The following is a 16,111-nucleotide window of genomic DNA, read 5'->3' on the forward strand; positions in this document are numbered from 1 at the left end:
CCCGGGGTTTTTGAAGCGCACCGCGGCCTTTCGGCCACGCCCGGTGCGCGACGTCGAGCCGGGCATCGACACGACGATCCATCAGGCGGACGCCCGGGGCGCGCCGCTATGGACCTCAAGGGAGATTCGCGCATGCGTTCCGTCCGGACTCCGGCCCTCACCGCGTTCCTGTTCCTCGCCGGCACCGCCGCCCAGGCGGCGACCGACCCGTCCGGCACGTGGCTCACCGAGGACGGCCGGGCGAAGATCAAGATCGAGCGCTGCGGCCCCGGAAGCGCCCACATCTGCGGAACGGTCGTCTGGCTGAAGACCCCGCTCAACGACCAGGGCCAGCCGCGCACCGACATCAAGAACCCCGACCCGAAGAAGCGCACCCGCCCGGTGATCGGCCTCCAGCTCATGGAGGGCCTGAAGCCGGGCGAGGACGGGTACAAGGGCCAGATCTACAATGCCGAAGAGGGCAAGTTCTACGAGGTGACGATCGCCCGCGAGAGCGCGAGCGAGCTTGCGGTCTCGGGCTGCCTGCTGAAGGTGCTGTGCGGCTCGCAGACCTGGACCAAGACTCCCGACGAGGTGGCCCAGGCCGCCCCGGCGCCCCGCCCGGCCGCCAAGCCTGCTTCGCCCAAGACCGTCGCGCCGTAAGTCCCGGGGTCAGCAGGCGGGGGCCGCGGCCTCCTCCGGCTCCGGCCGCAGCTTGAAGCCGCGCTGCACGGCGGGGCGCGCCTTCACGACGTCGAGCCAGCGGCCGACATGCGGGAAATCCGCGATGTCCTGGCCCTGGCGCTCCCAGAGCTTCGCCCAGGTGACGACCGCGATGTCCGCAATGGTGAAGTCCTCGCCGGCGACGAAGGGGTGGCGGGAGAGCTGGGCGTCGAGGACGCCGTAGAGCCGCGCGGCCTCCGCGGTGAAGCGCTCGATCGCGTAGGGAATCTTGTCCGAGGCGTAGATGCGGAAATGGTGCGTCTGGCCGAGGGTCGGGCCGAAATTCGCCGCCTGCCAGAACAGCCAGATATCGACGGCGATCCGCGCCCTCTCCTCGCTCGGGTAGAAACGGCCGACCTTGCGGGCGAGGTATTGCAGGATGGCGTTCGACTCGTAGACCGTGATCGGCTGGCCGCCCGGTCCATCCGGATCGGTGATCGCCGGGATCTTGCCGTTCGGCGAGACGGCGAGGAAATCCGGCGAGCGCTGAACGCCCTTGCCGATATTCACCGGGATCATGCGGTAGGGCAGGCCGCATTCCTCCAGCATGATCGAGGCTTTCCAGCCGTTCGGCGTCGTCCAGTAGTAGAGGTCGATCGGCGGAGTCGTGACAGCCGACATGCGGACAATCCCCTCGCGCGGGCGTGGATCGGGTCTCTGGCCGGGCGAGCTTAACCAGACAGGCGCCGGGCCTGTGAAGCGAAAACGTCGCCGGGCGCCGGAAAGCTGCGGCCAAAATGTGACGGGAAGGACTTTTCCGGCACCCACCTTGCAACCTCGGCAGGAAGCGGATTGCCCGGCGCACAGTCATCGGCTGTGGTGACGTTACGTCCGCCGCCCGGGTGCGGCCGGACCTGCCAGGAACCGTCGCATGCCGATCCGCCTCCTTCTCGCGGCCGTCGTGGCCGCCCTCATCGCCCCCGTCCCGCCGGCCCAGGCTCAGGAACCCACCGTGAAGGGCCTGGCCGCCCGGGAGCGGCAGAAGAAATGCGGGGCCGAATGGCGGGCCCTGCCCGCGGCCGAGAAGGCCGCCCAGGGGCCGAAATGGCCGCAATATTTCAGCAAATGCGTGAAGCGGCTGAAGGAGCAGAGGGCCTGAGAGCCCGCTCGCGTCGGCGATGCGGGCGGAGCCCCGCTTCCGCCGGCCGGGTGAATGCGTGCGCGCCGCAACCGGGACGGCCGCGAAGGATTGTGGGATCATGACGCGTGCAGGAGGAGCACGGGCATGGACAAGGAACGGCGGCTGCTCCAGCGGGTGGTCGCGGTGGCGGCCCTCCTGCCGGCAGCAGGCGGGCTCTACGGGGTGCTGTTCGGGGCGGCGGGAATCGGCGGCGAGCGCGTCGGCGTCTCGGTCGACAGCCATTTCCGTTATCTGTCGGGGCTCCTCCTCGGCATCGGCATCCTGTTCTGGTCGACGGTGCCGGCGATCGAGGCGAAGACCCGCCTGTTCCGGTTCCTCACCCTGGTCGTCGTCCTGGGCGGTCTCGGACGCCTGCTCGGATTGTGGCTGACGGGCGTGCCCTCCCTGACGATGCTGGCGGCGCTCGCCATGGAACTCGTGGTGACACCGCTGCTCTGCCTTTGGCAGACCCGCGTGGCGAATATCGCGCGGGAGCGCAGCGGCGTCGCGACCCTCGGCCGCGACACCTAAATAGAACCTGACCTGCGAAACGGACCTGCATGGAAGCCGCCCCGCTCCTCATGCTGAGGTGGCCGGCGTAGCCGGCCCTCGAAGTACGCTGGAACGGTGGTCCGAGGCTCTGGTGGATGGGAGCACCGGTCCGGGGTGCTTCGAGGCTCCTTCGGAGCACCTCAGCATGAGGGCCGAGGTTGGCTGCCACAGGCGGGAGCGCTCATTCAGCCGCGGTGTCATCCGCCAGGGTCGGCGCAGCCGGTGGCGAACTGATCCCAACGGTCATTTCCAATGACCGTTGAGTCTGGTCTCGAAATTTCGCCAAGCCTCTGGCTTGGCATCGGAAATTCGAGATGGGTCAACGGCCCGATGCGTCAGCACTTGGCTTACGTCAGCAGCCCGGGCCGTTGGTATGGGGCGGAGGAGTCTGCCGGCGCTGAGAGCCGTGCCCGACCCGGTTGGGTCGGATCACGGCTCTCAGCTGGCGAAGTGTCGGCACGCCAGCGCAAGCCTGCTCAGGCCGCGTCGAGGGGAAGCGGGTGGACCGGGCGGCTCTCCGCCTCCCAGACCGGGCCGAGATCCTTCATGCTGGCCTCGACGCATTCGAGTTCGAGCCGGATCGCCGCTCCGCCCGCGAAGACGAGCGTCGCGGTGCCGGAGGGTGCCTCGCCGGGGTCGAAGGTGATGGCAAGGAGTTCGAGCGCCGTATCGGGCGCCTCGCGCGAGATGCCGCGGCAGCGCACCGACAGCACGCGGTCGAAATGCAGGCCGGTGAGCCGCCGGCGGGGCGCGGCGCCCTCGGGCGCCTCCCAGTCGAAGCGGTGCGCCACGAGGGCAAAACGGCGCTCCTTCGGCAGGTAGGCGAGGTCGCCGACTCGCAGGACGGCATCCTGCAGATGGGCCGAGATGACCGCGAGATCGTCGGGGTCGAGGGCAGCGAGCTTCAGAAGCTCCATCTCCGCGTCCTTCACTGTCGGCGTCCTTGGCAAGGGATTGGATCCCGGAGGATTGCTACTCCCGGTAGGTAGCGATGCCCCTCGCGGCCGACAACCGCCGGTCCGCCTGGGTCACTCGCCGTTCATCTCCCTGCCGTTAGGGTCGGTCGCGATGAGGAGGACAAGGATCTCGTGAAATCCGTGACGCTCGCAGCCCTCGCCGCTCTGACCTTCGGCGGCGGCATCGCCCCGGCCTTCGCCCAGTATTACGGCGACGACTACGACCGGCCCCGCCGCCGGTACGAGTACCGCGACGACTACGGCCGGCATGACCGGCCGCGCCGCCACAGGGACGATCATCACGAGGGCTATCATCATGAGCGCTATTACGAGCGCGAGCGCGACCATCGCCGGGAGCCCGGACATGGCGGAGGGTTCGGCCGCATCTGCGTGACGGCGCGGGGGCATTGCCCGACCCGCCCCGGCCCGATCAATGCGCCCTGTCGCTGCGATATCCCGGGCTTCGGCCTGAAGCGGGGGCAGATCGGGTTCTGACGGGCCTCAGACCCGTTCGCGCCGGATCTGCGCGCCGCAGCGGCTGAGCTTGGCTTCGAGGGCCTCGAAGCCGCGGTCGAGGTGGTAGACCCGGTTGATGATGGTCTCGCCCTCGGCGGCGAGGCCCGCGATGACGAGGGAGACCGAGGCGCGCAGGTCGGTGGCCATGACGGGCGCGCCTCTCAGCCGCTCGACGCCGTCCACCACCGCGAGGTCCCCCTCGAGGCGGATGCGCGCACCCAGCCGCGCCAGTTCCTGCACGTGCATGAACCGGTTCTCGAAGATGGTCTCGCGGATGCGCGACTGCCCTCTGGCCTTGGTCATCAGGGCCATGAACTGGGCCTGGAGGTCGGTCGGGAAGCCCGGGAACGGATCGGTGGTGACGTCGACCGCCGCCACGCCGGCGCCGTTGCGACGCACCCGGATGCCGTTGGGGAGCGCCGTGACCTCGGTGCCCGTGGTCGCCAGCACGTCGAGGGCGCTGTGGAGCAGGTCCGCACGGGTGTCCCGCAGGATCACGTCCCCGCCCGTCATCGCCACCGCCATGGCGTAGGTGCCGGTCTCGATCCGGTCGGGCAGTACCTCGTGCCGGGCGCCGCCGAGGCGGGACACGCCCTCGACCACGATCCGCGGCGTGCCCGCCCCCTCGATGCGCGCGCCCATCTTGCTGAGGCACTCCGCCAGATCGACGACCTCCGGCTCGCGGGCGGCGTTGTCGATCACGGTCGTGCCCTGGGCGAGCGAGGCCGCCATGAGAGCCACGTGCGTGCCGCCCACCGTCACCTTCGGAAACACGATCTCGGCCCCGCGCAGGCCGTTGCGGGTGCGGGCCACCACGTAGCCGCCGTCGATCTCGATCGTGGCGCCGAGCCTCTCCATCGCCATCAGCAGCAGGTCGACCGGGCGCGTGCCGATGGCGCAGCCGCCCGGCATCGAGACCCTGGCCTCGCCGAACCGCGCGAGCAGCGGCGCGATCACCCAGAAGCTCGCCCGCATGGTCGAGACGAGCTCGTAGGGCGCCGTCGTGTCGATGACGTTGCTCGCCGTGAGACGGATGGTCTGGCCGGTCTCGGCCGTCTGGCCGGGGCGCTTGCCCACCACCATGTGGTCGACGCCGTGATTGCCGAGGATGCGCAGGAGCGAGGCGATGTCGGCGAGACGCGGCACATTGGCGAGCTCGACGGTCTCGCCCGTGAGCAGGCTCGCGATCATCAGCGGCAGGGCCGCGTTCTTCGCGCCCGAGATCGGGATCTCCCCGTGGAGCGGCGCGCCGCCGGTGATGTGGATACGGTCCATGTCGGTTCCCTGCAACGCCGCGACCGTCACCCGCGGCTCATCCGTCGCCTCGATCGTCCCGCCTGCGGCCCGCCCCCGTCGACGCGGTGCCGCACGCGGTCATCGTCCTGTGGCCGTTAAGGCCACGCTTTCCTGTTAACGCCGGCTCTCCTCCGGCGGATCCGTCTCGGCGGGCTGCGGCGCCTCGGCGGCGGCGCGGCCGCGCGCCTGCGCCTTGCGGCGCCTGAGGTTGTCCCGCAGGGCGGCCTTCAACCGCTCCGCCCGGGAATCCTTGCTGCTTTCGTCCATCTCTCGCGACCCATCGTCGCCATCACGCATTTTCGCCTTCCGCCCGTCGCCCGAAGGCGGCAGATACGGCGCATCCCGCCTTAACCTGATCCAGTTACAAAGCCAGCCGGATTGGAGCGAGATCAAGGCGCGACCCGGGCAACACCATGCTCCGGCGCGTTTTCCGGCGAGCCGAAGGGATCCTGATGCCCGAGACCGACTACCAGGCCATTTTCCGGGGCGCGCTTGATCGACTGCACGGCGAGCGGCGCTACCGGGTCTTTGCCGATATCGAGCGCATCGCCGGCCGCTTTCCGGCGGCGCGCTGGCGCCAGCCGGACGGCTCGAGCCGCGAGATCACGGTGTGGTGCTCGAACGACTATCTGGGCATGGGCCAGCACCCGGCGGTGGTGCAGGCCCTCACCGAGACCGCCCGGCGCTGCGGGGTCGGCGCGGGCGGCACCCGCAACATCGCGGGCACCACCTCGCCGCTGGTCGATCTGGAGCGCGAGCTGGCCGACCTGCACGGCAAGGAGGCGGCCCTGGTCTTCACCTCGGGCTACGTCTCCAACCAGACCGGCATCGCCACCCTGGCCCGGCTGATCCCGCACTGCCTGATCCTGTCGGACGCCTACAACCACAACTCGATGATCGAGGGCGTGCGCCAGTCCGGCTGCGAGAAGAAGATCTTTCGCCACAACGACCTCGGCCATCTCGAGGCGCTGCTGCGCGAGGCGGGCGCGCGGCCCAAGCTGATCGTGTTCGAGAGCGTCTACTCGATGGACGGCGACGTGGCGCCGATCGGCGCGATCTGCGACCTGGCCGAGCGCTACGGGGCGCTGACCTATATCGACGAGGTGCACGCGGTCGGGCTGTACGGGCCGCGCGGGGCCGGCATCGCCGAGCGGGACGGGGTGATGCACCGCCTCGACGTGATCGAGGGCACGCTGGCCAAGGGCTTCGGGGTGGTGGGCGGCTACATCAGCGGCACGGCGGCGATGTGCGACGCGGTGCGCAGCCATGCGCCGGGCTTCATCTTCACCACCGCGCTGCCGCCGGCCATCGCGGCGGCGGCGAGTGCCTCGATCCGGCACCTGAAGCGGTCGGGCGCGGAGCGCGAGGCGCATCAGCGGCAGGCGGCGCGCACCAAGGCGGCGCTGGCGGCGGCGGGGCTGCCGGTGCGGGCGACCGAGACGCATATCGTGCCGGTGATGGTGGGCGATGCCGAGCGCTGCAAGGCGGCGGCGGACCGGCTGCTGGAGCGGCACGGCATCTACATCCAGCCGATCAACTATCCGACCGTGCCGCGCGGCACCGAGCGCCTGCGCATCACGCCGACCCCGTTCCATGACGAGGCGCAGATCGCCCGCCTGACCGAGGCGCTGCTCGAGGTGTGGCAGGCCCTCGACCTCCCCCGCGCCGGCACCCCCGTCGTCGAAGCCGCCGCGTGATCCGACGGTCATTTCAACGACTGTAGGCATCAGTTCACAACCGGCCGGGTCGCCCCTGACGGATGAAACCGGCTGACTGAGCGCCCCCGCCTGGGGCAGCCGCCCCGCTCCTCATGCTGAGGTAGCCGGCGGCAGCCGGCCCTCTGGCCGGCATCAGCCGGCACGCACCCCGGACCGCTGGTCCGAGGCTCTGGTGGATGGGATCATCGGTCAGGCGTGCTTCGAGGCAGCCTGCGCGATCTTCGATCGCCAGTGCGATCTGTGATCGCCCGCGCCTCAGCATGAGGAGCGGGGCGGCTGCCACGCACGTCGGTTTCGATCTGGATCCGGTGTCGTGCCCCCTCTCTCGTCCAGGGAGAGGGCATGGGGATCAGAGATTCGGCCTGACCGTCGCGGCATTCTCATCGGCGAGCCGATCCCTCACCCTCCGATTCGTGCCAGCAGACGCTCGATCAGCGGGTTCTCGGCCGCGAAGGCATAGTCGATCCGCCGGACGCTCACGCCCTGTGCACCCGCCCGGGCGAGCGCATCGGCGAGGTCGAAGACGGCATCGGCGGGGGCAGCGCAGCACGATCTCGCCCCGCCCCTCCGGCACGCCGTAGGGCAGCTCGGCGCGGTACGCCGCCGCGAGAGCGGGCAGGTCGAAGGCCTCGGCCGGCATGCCGGCCCGCACCTCCCGGCTCGTGCGGGCCCGCTCCTCGGCGCTGATCCGGCCCAGCACCGCCTGCATGGCCGCCCGCGCCGTCGGCCCCCAGGGGGCGCCGAGCGAGGCGACGAGGTTCGCCTCCGAGCGCAGGATGACCCCGTCGTCCAGGACCTTCAGTGCATTGGCGGCGAGCGTCGCCCCCGTCGTGGTGATGTCGACCACGATCTCGGCGCTGCCGGCCGCTGGCGCGCCCTCGGTCGCCCCCAGGCTCTCGACGATGCGGTAATCGGCGACGCCGTGGCCCGCGAAGAAGCGCCGGGTGAGGTTGAGGTACTTGGTGGCGATGCGCAGGCGCCTGCCGTGCCGCAGCCGCATGTCGATGGCGACCTCATCGAGATCGCTCATCGTGCGCACGTCGATCCAGGCCTGCGGCACCGCCACCACCACCGTCGCCTGACCGAAGCCGAGCGGGGTGAGCAGTTCGACCTGAGCGCCGGAATCCGGCAGCGTCTCGCGGATCAGATCCTCGCCCGTCACGCCGAGATGGGCCGCGCCGCTCGCGAGCTGGCCCGCGATCTCGGATGCCGAGAGGTAGCGCACCTCCACATCCGCCACGCCCTTGAGGTGCCCGCGATAGTCACGGGCGCCGCTCGTCTGCGCGAGGACGAGGCCGGCCCGGCCGAAGAAGGCGGCGGCATTCTCCTGAAGCCGGCCCTTGGAGGGGACCGCGAGGACGAGGGGGCCGTCGGGGCGGGTCATCGGCTGGTCTCCCGGGCGGCGAGGCGGTCGAGCCAGAAGGAGCAGCCCACCGCCGGCAGCGGCTCCGGGCTGCCGAGATGCTGGAGCAGGCCGTCGTAGCGGCCGCCGCCGACCACGGGCCTTTCGCCCTCCGCCTCCGCGATCTCGAAGATGAAGCCCGTATAATAGTCGAGGTTGCGGGCGAAACGCCCCGTGAAGGTGAAGCGGTCGAGGGGCAGGCCGCGGGCCGCGATGAAGCCGTTGCGCTCCTCGAACAGGGCGAGCGCCTCGCGCAGGGCCGGGGCGGCGAGCCCGGCGCTGCCGATGAGTTCGCGGACCGCCGCGGCGGCCTGGTCGGGATCTCCCGTCACCGCCAGATAGGCCTCGATCACCGCGCGCGTCTCGGAGCCGAGACCCGCGCCGCCGCCCGCATGGGCTGCGGCCTTGGCGAGGAAGCGTTCGGCGATCTCGCCCGCACTGCGCCCGCCGACCCGGCTGATCCCCGCGATGGCGAGCACGTCCTCCACGAAGGCGCGCACCCCCTGCGGATCCTGGCCCTGGATGGCGCTGAGCAGGCCCGCATGGGCCTCGCCGACCGGCGCCGGCGCCACGAGGTCATCGAGGGAGCGCCCGGCCGCGATGGCGCGCAGGCAGCGGCGCTTGGCAGCGGGTGCGACGCCGAGCGCATCGAGGAGCGCCGTGATCAGGCCCATGTCGCCGAGCCGGACCTGCAGGTCGCGGCGGCCCAGCCGCTCCAGGCCCTCGACCGCGAGGCCGAGGATCTCGGCATCGACGGCCGGGATCTCGACCCGGCCGATCGACTCGATGCCCGCCTGGTGGAACTCGTCCGGCTCCGCGGCCCGCAGGCGAAACACCGGCCCCAGATAGCTGTAATCGGCGGCTGCCGATCCGGCGACCGCCCGGTGATGGCGGCCGACCGGGATGGTGTATTCGGGCCGCAGGCACAGCTCCGCGCCGCCCGCGTCCTGCGTGATGAAGATGCGCCGCCGGATATCCTCGCCCGAGAGTTCGAGGAAAGGCTCGACCGGCTGCAGCACCGGCGGCTCGACGCGCGCATAGCCCCGCCCCTCGAAGAAGGCGAGCAGCCGCTCATGAGCGGCCGAGGTGATCTGCGCGGCTCCGTTGCCCGTCATCATCCTGGTCCGTTCGTCCGGTCCCTATACCTGATGCCGCTCTAAGCAGGCTTGCGGTGGCAAGCCACCCCTTTGCCTGCTTTAGGCTTTTGCCATGTCGCGGGTTTGTGCCGGAAAACCGCGTGGCACGTTTCCGAGACCTGCTTAGCCTGCGAAATGCCGCTCCAGCACCTCGCGCATCCGGGGCACCAGTTCGCCCTCCGGCACCGAGAACTGGGCCGGGCGGGCGGCCTTCCACTCGGCATTGCTGGCGATGGCCTCGGCGGCGCGTGCGCCCTCGATCAGGTCCTTGATCTGGACCTCGCCGCGCGCGCGCTCGTCGCTGCCCTGGATCACCACCGCGGGCGCGCCGCGCCGGTCGGCGTATTTCATCTGCGCCTTGAGGCCGGCGGCGCCGAGATAGAGTTCGGAGCGGATCCCCGCATCGCGCAGGCGCGCCACCAGGGCCTGGTAGGCGGCGATCTCCTCGCGGTCGAGGACCAGCACCACGACCGGCCCGGGCGCCGCGGCGCCCGCGACGATCGGGCTCTTCACGATCTGCAAGGCCGAGAACAGCCGCGAGACGCCGATGGAGAAGCCCGTCGCCGGCACCGGCTCGGCGCGGAAGCGGCCGACGAGCCCGTCGTAGCGTCCTCCCCCGGCCACCGAGCCGAAGCGCACCGTCTGCCCGTCCTCACCGACCACCGGGAAGGTCAGCTCCGCCTCGTAGACCGGCCCCGTATAGTATTCGAGGCCGCGCACCACGGAAGGGTCGGCCCGCACGCGCTCGTGTCCGTAGCCCGCCGCCTCGCAGAGCCGCAGGATGGCGTGGAGTTCCGCAATGCCCTGGCGGCCCGTCTCCGATCCCCCGACCACCTCGACCCAGCCGCCGAAGAATTTCTCCCAGAAGGCGAGACGATCGCCGCCCTCCGTCGGGGCGGCCTGGAAGGAGACGTAGCGGATGATGCGGTCGATCGCCTCGTCCGAGAGCCCCGCGCCCCTGGTGAAGTCGCCGCTCTCGTCCCGGCGCCCTGGGCCGAGGAGCAGGCGCACCCCGTCGACGCCGAGCCGGTCGAGCTTGTCGATCGCCCGCAGCACCGTGAGGCGCCGCCCGGCCTGATCGTCGCCGCCGAGGCCGATCGCCTCCATGACGCCGTCGAGCACCTTGCGGTTGTTGACCTTCACCACATAGTCGCCGCGGGCGATGCCGACCCGCTCCAGGGTGTCGGCCGCCATCATGCAGATCTCGGCATCCGCCGCGACGCTCGGCGCCCCGACGATGTCGGCATCGAACTGCATGAACTGGCGGAAGCGGCCCGGCCCGGGTTTCTCGTTGCGGAAGACGTAGCCGGCCCGGTAGCTGCGATAGGGCTTAGGGACCGCGTCGAAATGCTCGGCCACGTAGCGGGCAAGCGGCGCCGTCAGGTCGTAGCGCAGCGACAGCCACGCCTCGTCGTCGTCCTGGAACGAGAACACGCCCTCGTTCGGCCGGTCGAGGTCAGGCAGGAACTTGCCGAGCGCCTCGGTGTACTCGATGAAGGGGGTCTCGACGGCCTCGAAGCCGTAGAGCTCGAAGCTCTCGCGGATCGTCTGCAGCATGCGCTCTGTGGCGGCGATCTCGGCCGGACCGCGATCGATGAGGCCGCGCGGCAGGCGGGGCTTGAGGGTGGCGGCCTTCGCGGGCTTGGACATGGCGGCAGGAATCCGGTCGTCGTGGCGCGGCCTCTCCGGGACGTTCCTGGCGGATGGGCGAGGTCCGGGGCGCGGGCGGGGCCAGCCCGCCGAGGCCGCACGCGCTCTAGACCATTTGGCGCGCCGTGCAAACCGCGGCGGGCCCGTCCTCGCGCCATCGCACCCGTGCGGCTTCGAGCGCCCAGACGATGCCGAGCATCATGTAGACGTGGCGCCACTTCTCCACGTCGATCTGAAACGCCTGCAGGAAGAACATGACGAGCGCCGGCACCACGATCTGCGCGTGGCGCCGCACGGGCGTCGGCGCGAGCATCAGCCGCCACCCGACCCGGCTGGTCGAGAGGACGAGGAGGATGAAGGCCGCGCCCGCCACCCAGCCGCCATTCGCGAAGGCGCCCAGATATGAATTGTGCGGCTCAAGGTTGAAGATCAGGCGCCAGCGCAGGGGGCCGAAGCCCATCGGCTCCTCCATGAGCAGGCCGAGGCCCCGGATCTGGTTGCCGAAGCGGCCGGTCTCGCCCTCGTCGTAATCCTGGGTGACGGCGGCCCGTTTCGCGAAGGTCTCGGCCACGCTGCCGACCGAGAGGAGCCCGCCGAGTGCGAGGCCGCCGAGCAGCACCGTCGCGACGGTGCTGCGCAGGATGCGGCGGCGTAAGGCACGGGAGGCGGTGGTGCGATAAATGCACGTCACCATCAGGGCGATTGCCACGGCCGTGCCGCCCCAGGAGCCGCGGGAGAAGGACAGGAAGATCGCGCCGAGCAGCAGCAGCAGCCCGGCGACCGACAGAAGCGGATGCCGCGCCCGGCCCGAGATCAGGTTGTGTATCAGGTAGAGGGCGCCGAGGGTGAGGAAGGAGCCGAACACGTTCGGGTCCTGGAAGGTGCCCGAGGCGCGGCCATACTTGCTGAACAGATCCTCGTTGCCGATCAGGCCGAGATAGCCCCCGATGCCGAGCGCCCCGGAGAACAGGGTGCTCGCCGTGTAGACCTTCAGCGCCAGCTCCAGCCGCCGGTCGGTGTCGTCGGAGAAGAACATCGCGAAGAAGATGCCCGTCACCGCGAGGTAGCAGAGCTGGATGGTCCACAGCGACGGCTTCTCCTCGTCGAGGTAGGGCAGCAGGGCCAGCACCGTCATGCCGACGAAGACGAGGAGCAGGACCACCAGCGGGACCGCACCGCGGTGGAGCCGGATGCCGAGGAGGAGCCAGAGGGCCATCGTCGGGAGGGCGACGAGGTCGTAGGGCGAGGCATCCGAGAAGGCGAAGCAGGCGAAGAAGATGAAGGCCGCCATGAGGGCGAGCCCCAGCCCGTGCAGAACCCGCAGGAGCGGCAGCCCGCCGAGGCTGCGGCGGGGCAGGATTGCGGTGGTCATCGGGCGGCTCCGGTCGGATGCAACCGGCCGCAGAGTGCGACGGCAACCGTATGCGCCGCCTCAAGCAAGATGGTGAAGGAGATCCTTCCTCGAACGCGCAGCCCCGCCGCGCTTGCCAAGCACGGCGGGGCCGGTCGTTCGGGGAACGGAGCCGATACGCAACCTGGCTCCCCGTGAGGATCGCGCCGGGCGGTGAATCTTTCCTCAACGCGTCGCCAGAGACACGCCGGAAGCCGGCGCCGGGGCGGAGCGGCACTCCGCCCGTTCCGCGTAGCGCCGGGCCAACGCCGCGCAGGCGAGGATCTGCACCTGGTGGAACAGCATCACCGGAAGCAGCAGGCTGCCCACATCCTGGCCGGCGAACATCACGTTCGCCATCGGCACGCCCGCGGCGAGGCTCTTCTTGGAGCCGCAGAGCACGATGGTGATCTCGTCCGCCCGCGAGAAGCCGAGAAGGCGGCTCGCAGCCGTGGTGATGGCGAGCACGCCGACGAGCAGCACAACGTCCACCGCCAGCATGACGAGGAGCGCCGGGAGCGAGGTTCGCGACCACAGCCCGGCCGCCGTGGCGTGGCTGAAGGCCAGATAGACCACGAGCAGGATCGAGCCGCGGTCGACCACGCTCGTCAGCCGCTTGCGGCGAGACAGCCAGGGCCCGAGCCGCGCGTGAAGCAACTGCCCGAGCAGGAACGGGGCGAGGAGCTGCATCACGATCTTGCCGATGCCGCTCCAGTCGAAACCGCCGCCCTGCACGTGGAACAGCAGCGAGATGAGGAGCGGCGTGAAGAGCATGCCGAGGATGTTCGAGGCGGAGGCCGCACAGACCGCGGCCGGCACGTTCCCGCCCGCCACCGCCGTGAAGGCGACAGAGGATTGCATGGTCGAGGGCAGGACGCAGAGGAACAGGACGCCCGCCGCGAGGGCCGGCGTCAGCAGGGTCGGCGTCAGAAGCCCGGCCGCGAGCCCGAGCAGCGGAAATAGCCCGAAGGTCGCGGCGAGCACGACGAGGTGCAGCCGCCAATGCGCCAGCCCCGCGAGGGCGGTGTGCCGGTCGATGCGCGCGCCGTGCAGGAAGAACAGGAGCGCGATCGCCCCTTCGGCGACGAGTTCGAGCCGTTCGGCCAAGGCGCCATCCACCGGAAGGACGGAGCCGAGCACGAGGCAGCCGACAAGCATGAGCGTGAAGGGGTCGAGGCGGAAGCGGGCCGGCATCTGGCGGATCCTGAAGGGGTGCTCCGCTGTAATCCTGCGATGCAGCCACGGGTATGCTGCGGCGCAGGATTACAGTTATCATGAACTGCGATAATCTGCCCGCCTTCTATGCAGGATCGCACAGAGCATGAGCCGCCTCATCGACCCGATCCTGCTCCGGACGCTGACGGCGGTGGTGCGCAGCCGCAGCTTCAGCCGCGCAGCCGAACAGCTGAGCCTGCGGCAATCGACCGTGAGCCAGCACGTCCAGCGGCTGGAGGCGCAGCTCGGCCGGAGGCTCATCGCCCGCGACACCCATTCGGTGGCGCCGACGCCGGAGGGCGAGGCGGTGCTGGGCTTCGCCCGCACCGTGCTCGATGCCCATGAGCGGCTGGAGCGCACGCTGGCGGGCGGGGCAGTGCAGGGCCGGCTGCGCTTCGGTGCCTCCGAGGACTTCGTCCAGACGCGCTTCGCCGAGGCGCTGCGCGATTTCCGCGCGAGCTACCCGTCGGTGGACTTCGAACTCAGCGTCTCGTTCACGCAGCTCCTCGGCGAGGCGGTGGAGCGGGGCGATCTCGACCTCTTCCTCGGCAAGCGCCGGGTCGGCGAGGCGCAGGGGCTGCTGGTGCGGCGGGATCGGCTGGTTTGGGTCGGCCTTCCCTCGGCTCTGCCCGAGCGGGACGAGCCCGTCTCGATCCTCACCTTCCCGGCTCCCAGCATCACGCGCGCGATCGCGCTCGAGGCTCTCGCACGCGAGAGCCGGGCGTGGCGGATCAGCTGCACCTGCGCGAGTCTGAGCGGGCTGCGCGCCGCCGCTCTCGCCGGGCTCGGATTGATGGTGCAGGCCCGCAGCCTGATCGCGGACGGCCTCCAGGAACTCGCCGGCACCGACCTGCCGCGGCTGCCCGAGGTCGAGTTCATCCTCGCCGGCCCCGGCCTCCAGCGCGAGCCGAGCCGCACGCTCGCGCACGACATCCTGCACGCGGATATCTGGGATTGAGCGCCGACCTGAATCGGAATTGTTCGCTGTAAGCCGGGCGGTGATATGGCTTCCGGTTGATCTGTTCCGAGACGAGGACGCGCGGGAACCAACCGGAAACCGTATGAGAGGTCCATCCTCAATCCCGGACACCATGCGCGGAAGCCGCCCACTCACGCGCATCGGGTTTCGCCTGTCAGCGCGGGCGAGGACGGGGGCCTTGGTCGCGTCGAATTCCCGCGTCTCCAGAACCCGATTCGTGCCGAACGCCGGGAGCCGGAGCCGCTACCGGCGCCAGATCCCGAGCTTCTCGGTGCGCGCGTGGCGCTCGGCCTCGACGAGGTCGCTCGTGGCCTCCGGCGTGGCCCGGCCGCCGCCGTTGTAGAGCACGACTTCCGACAGGTCGTGCCCATCGACCGTGCAGAGATAAGCCGCGCCGGTGGGCGCGGGCTGGCAGGCGACCGGACGGCCCGCGAGGTAGCTCGTCAGGTCCTGAGCCTGAGCGCCCTTCGCGGTCTCGACGCCGAAGAGGCGCACCGTCCTGCCGCCGAGCTTCAGGGTGGCGGTGTCCATGACCTCGGCGACGCCCGCGAGCGAGGTCGAGGCGGGTTTCTGAGGCGCCGCTTCGCCCGGCACCAGGGTTCCGGTCTCGCCGGGTTCGCGGCGCGGGGCAGCGGCGGATTTGGTCTCGCCGGAGGGGCGCTGCTCGGCCGGGGTCGAGGCCGTCCGCGGCGGCGCGGCCTGCTCGGACCCGGACAGGAGCCAGATGCCGGCGCCGACTACCGCGACCAGGGCCAGGGCGGCATAGAGCGGGGCACGGCGACGCCGGCCGCGCACGCTCCGGATCGGGCGGGCAACCGCCGGCTTGAGACCCTCGCCGCTCGAAACCGGCGCCGGAGGCACGGCCGGACGCGTCGTGGCGTCCTCCGCGGTGCGCGTCGCGGAGCGATGGCCGGCGAGGCTGCGGGCATAGCGGATCAGCCCGCCGCCGAGGGGCAACGTCCCGCGCGTTGCCGTGGTGCGGGGCGGCGCAGGCGCGCCGCCCGCAGGCGCATCGCCGGCCGGGGCCGGGCCCACGGTCTCGGGCGTCAGCCGTATCCAGTCCCGGTCGCGCGCGGGCGCCGCCGCATTGCCGGCCTCGGACCTCGCGGCCTCCGATTTGGACGACTTGACCGCCTCGGACAACTGGGCCGCCTTGGGCAGTTTGGCTGTCTCGGACGGAGCCGGCGGTTCCGGCGCCGGGGACATCGGCGGCGGCAGGAACAGCGACGGATGCTGGCGCCGCAGCTCGTCGAACAGATCGGCGAGGGTGAAGGGCCGCTCGGCCCCCTCCTCGCGGCGCATCCGCGGTGCCCCGTCCCGGCCGACGATCTGGTAGCCGGGCGGCGCATCGATCGCCCGCACGGCGGATTCCGCCAGGAGCTCGAGCGTCCGCCGGGCCACCTCGACAGGCCGTTGCCGATCGATCTCGGCCCGGATCAAGGCCTGCACCTGCTCACGCGACGTCATGACCGCCGTCTA

General features: G+C 70.9%; 15 protein-coding genes and 1 pseudogene. 6 read left to right on the forward strand and 10 right to left on the reverse strand.

All coding sequences use genetic code 11. From position 1 onward, the window contains the following. Positions 1-132: 132 nt before the first annotated feature. The gene (locus MNOD_RS23235; protein ID WP_015931410.1) at positions 133-642 is read left to right on the forward strand and encodes a DUF2147 domain-containing protein; all 510 of its coding nucleotides are present in this window, start codon (positions 133-135) and stop codon (positions 640-642) included. Positions 643-651: 9 nt separating this feature from the next. On the opposite strand, the gene MNOD_RS23240 is transcribed toward MNOD_RS23235, so the two are convergent. Then, positions 652-1,323, reverse strand: a complete 672-nt coding sequence (locus MNOD_RS23240) for a glutathione S-transferase family protein (protein WP_015931411.1) — start codon at positions 1,321-1,323, stop codon at positions 652-654. Positions 1,324-1,573: 250 nt separating this feature from the next. Here MNOD_RS23240 and MNOD_RS23245 point away from each other — a divergent pair, with 250 nt between their 5' ends. Both MNOD_RS23245 and MNOD_RS23250 read left to right on the forward strand, forming a co-directional pair. After that, on the forward strand, positions 1,574-1,801 hold the full coding sequence (locus MNOD_RS23245) for a hypothetical protein (RefSeq protein WP_015931412.1): 228 nt from the start codon (positions 1,574-1,576) through the stop codon (positions 1,799-1,801). A gap of 126 nt (positions 1,802-1,927) precedes the next feature. Then, the gene (locus tag MNOD_RS23250; RefSeq protein WP_015931413.1) at positions 1,928-2,353 is read left to right on the forward strand and encodes a DUF4345 domain-containing protein; all 426 of its coding nucleotides are present in this window, start codon (positions 1,928-1,930) and stop codon (positions 2,351-2,353) included. 497 nt (positions 2,354-2,850) lie between these two features. On the opposite strand, the gene MNOD_RS23255 is transcribed toward MNOD_RS23250, so the two are convergent. After that, complete coding sequence (locus MNOD_RS23255; RefSeq protein WP_015931414.1) at positions 2,851-3,291, reverse strand: DUF2948 family protein; 441 nt, start codon at positions 3,289-3,291, stop codon at positions 2,851-2,853. 180 nt (positions 3,292-3,471) lie between these two features. Here MNOD_RS23255 and MNOD_RS23260 point away from each other — a divergent pair, with 180 nt between their 5' ends. Continuing rightward, on the forward strand, positions 3,472-3,825 hold the full coding sequence (locus MNOD_RS23260; RefSeq protein WP_043751929.1) for a hypothetical protein: 354 nt from the start codon (positions 3,472-3,474) through the stop codon (positions 3,823-3,825). Between the two features lie 6 nt (positions 3,826-3,831). On the opposite strand, the gene murA is transcribed toward MNOD_RS23260, so the two are convergent. Both murA and MNOD_RS48220 read right to left on the reverse strand, forming a co-directional pair. After that, the gene (gene murA, locus MNOD_RS23265) at positions 3,832-5,121 is read right to left on the reverse strand and encodes a UDP-N-acetylglucosamine 1-carboxyvinyltransferase (protein ID WP_015931416.1); all 1,290 of its coding nucleotides are present in this window, start codon (positions 5,119-5,121) and stop codon (positions 3,832-3,834) included. 135 nt (positions 5,122-5,256) lie between these two features. Further along, positions 5,257-5,409 (reverse strand): hypothetical protein, encoded by a 153-nt coding sequence (locus MNOD_RS48220; protein WP_198157534.1) that lies wholly within the window; start codon positions 5,407-5,409, stop codon positions 5,257-5,259. Between the two features lie 185 nt (positions 5,410-5,594). Between MNOD_RS48220 and hemA the strand changes: the two genes are divergently transcribed. Continuing rightward, entirely contained in the window at positions 5,595-6,839 is a 1,245-nt protein-coding gene (gene hemA, locus MNOD_RS23270; RefSeq protein WP_015931418.1) for a 5-aminolevulinate synthase, read from the forward strand. A gap of 420 nt (positions 6,840-7,259) precedes the next feature. Here hemA and hisG read toward each other — a convergent pair. The 5 genes and pseudogenes from hisG to MNOD_RS23295 form a co-directional block, all read right to left on the reverse strand. Next, positions 7,260-8,244 (reverse strand): annotated as a pseudogene (gene hisG, locus MNOD_RS23275) (ATP phosphoribosyltransferase). Further along, entirely contained in the window at positions 8,241-9,377 is a 1,137-nt protein-coding gene (locus tag MNOD_RS23280; protein ID WP_043751932.1) for an ATP phosphoribosyltransferase regulatory subunit, read from the reverse strand. The pseudogene hisG and the gene MNOD_RS23280 overlap by 4 nt, the downstream one beginning before the upstream one ends. A 144-nt stretch (positions 9,378-9,521) precedes the next feature. Beyond that, positions 9,522-11,048, reverse strand: coding sequence for a histidine--tRNA ligase (gene hisS, locus MNOD_RS23285; RefSeq protein WP_015931421.1), 1,527 nt, complete (start codon positions 11,046-11,048; stop codon positions 9,522-9,524). 106 nt (positions 11,049-11,154) lie between these two features. After that, the gene (locus MNOD_RS23290; protein WP_015931422.1) at positions 11,155-12,420 is read right to left on the reverse strand and encodes an O-antigen ligase family protein; all 1,266 of its coding nucleotides are present in this window, start codon (positions 12,418-12,420) and stop codon (positions 11,155-11,157) included. A 204-nt stretch (positions 12,421-12,624) separates the two neighbouring features. Next, on the reverse strand, positions 12,625-13,632 hold the full coding sequence (locus tag MNOD_RS23295) for a bile acid:sodium symporter family protein (protein WP_015931423.1): 1,008 nt from the start codon (positions 13,630-13,632) through the stop codon (positions 12,625-12,627). Between the two features lie 127 nt (positions 13,633-13,759). On the opposite strand from MNOD_RS23295, the gene MNOD_RS23300 reads away from it, so the two are divergent. Beyond that, positions 13,760-14,611, forward strand: a complete 852-nt coding sequence (locus MNOD_RS23300; protein WP_015931424.1) for a LysR substrate-binding domain-containing protein — start codon at positions 13,760-13,762, stop codon at positions 14,609-14,611. 264 nt (positions 14,612-14,875) lie between these two features. On the opposite strand, the gene MNOD_RS23305 is transcribed toward MNOD_RS23300, so the two are convergent. Beyond that, positions 14,876-16,099, reverse strand: coding sequence for a thermonuclease family protein (locus MNOD_RS23305; RefSeq protein WP_015931425.1), 1,224 nt, complete (start codon positions 16,097-16,099; stop codon positions 14,876-14,878). Positions 16,100-16,111 lie beyond the last annotated feature (12 nt).

It is taken from the genome of Methylobacterium nodulans ORS 2060 (assembly GCF_000022085.1).
GTDB classification, from domain to species: domain Bacteria; phylum Pseudomonadota; class Alphaproteobacteria; order Rhizobiales; family Beijerinckiaceae; genus Methylobacterium; species Methylobacterium nodulans.

Coding starts and splice junctions, on each gene's coding strand:
- MNOD_RS23235 (WP_015931410.1), top strand. CDS start 133: ATGCGTTCCGTCCGGACTCCGGCCCTCACCGCGTTCCTGTTCCTCGCC.
- MNOD_RS23240 (WP_015931411.1), bottom strand. CDS start 1,323: ATGTCGGCTGTCACGACTCCGCCGATCGACCTCTACTACTGGACGACG.
- MNOD_RS23245 (WP_015931412.1), top strand. CDS start 1,574: ATGCCGATCCGCCTCCTTCTCGCGGCCGTCGTGGCCGCCCTCATCGCC.
- MNOD_RS23250 (WP_015931413.1), top strand. CDS start 1,928: ATGGACAAGGAACGGCGGCTGCTCCAGCGGGTGGTCGCGGTGGCGGCC.
- MNOD_RS23255 (WP_015931414.1), bottom strand. CDS start 3,291: ATGGAGCTTCTGAAGCTCGCTGCCCTCGACCCCGACGATCTCGCGGTC.
- murA (WP_015931416.1), bottom strand. CDS start 5,121: ATGGACCGTATCCACATCACCGGCGGCGCGCCGCTCCACGGGGAGATC.
- MNOD_RS48220 (WP_198157534.1), bottom strand. CDS start 5,409: ATGGACGAAAGCAGCAAGGATTCCCGGGCGGAGCGGTTGAAGGCCGCC.
- hemA (WP_015931418.1), top strand. CDS start 5,595: ATGCCCGAGACCGACTACCAGGCCATTTTCCGGGGCGCGCTTGATCGA.
- MNOD_RS23280 (WP_043751932.1), bottom strand. CDS start 9,377: ATGACGGGCAACGGAGCCGCGCAGATCACCTCGGCCGCTCATGAGCGG.
- hisS (WP_015931421.1), bottom strand. CDS start 11,048: ATGTCCAAGCCCGCGAAGGCCGCCACCCTCAAGCCCCGCCTGCCGCGC.
- MNOD_RS23290 (WP_015931422.1), bottom strand. CDS start 12,420: ATGACCACCGCAATCCTGCCCCGCCGCAGCCTCGGCGGGCTGCCGCTC.
- MNOD_RS23295 (WP_015931423.1), bottom strand. CDS start 13,632: ATGCCGGCCCGCTTCCGCCTCGACCCCTTCACGCTCATGCTTGTCGGC.
- MNOD_RS23300 (WP_015931424.1), top strand. CDS start 13,760: ATGAGCCGCCTCATCGACCCGATCCTGCTCCGGACGCTGACGGCGGTG.
- MNOD_RS23305 (WP_015931425.1), bottom strand. CDS start 16,099: ATGACGTCGCGTGAGCAGGTGCAGGCCTTGATCCGGGCCGAGATCGAT.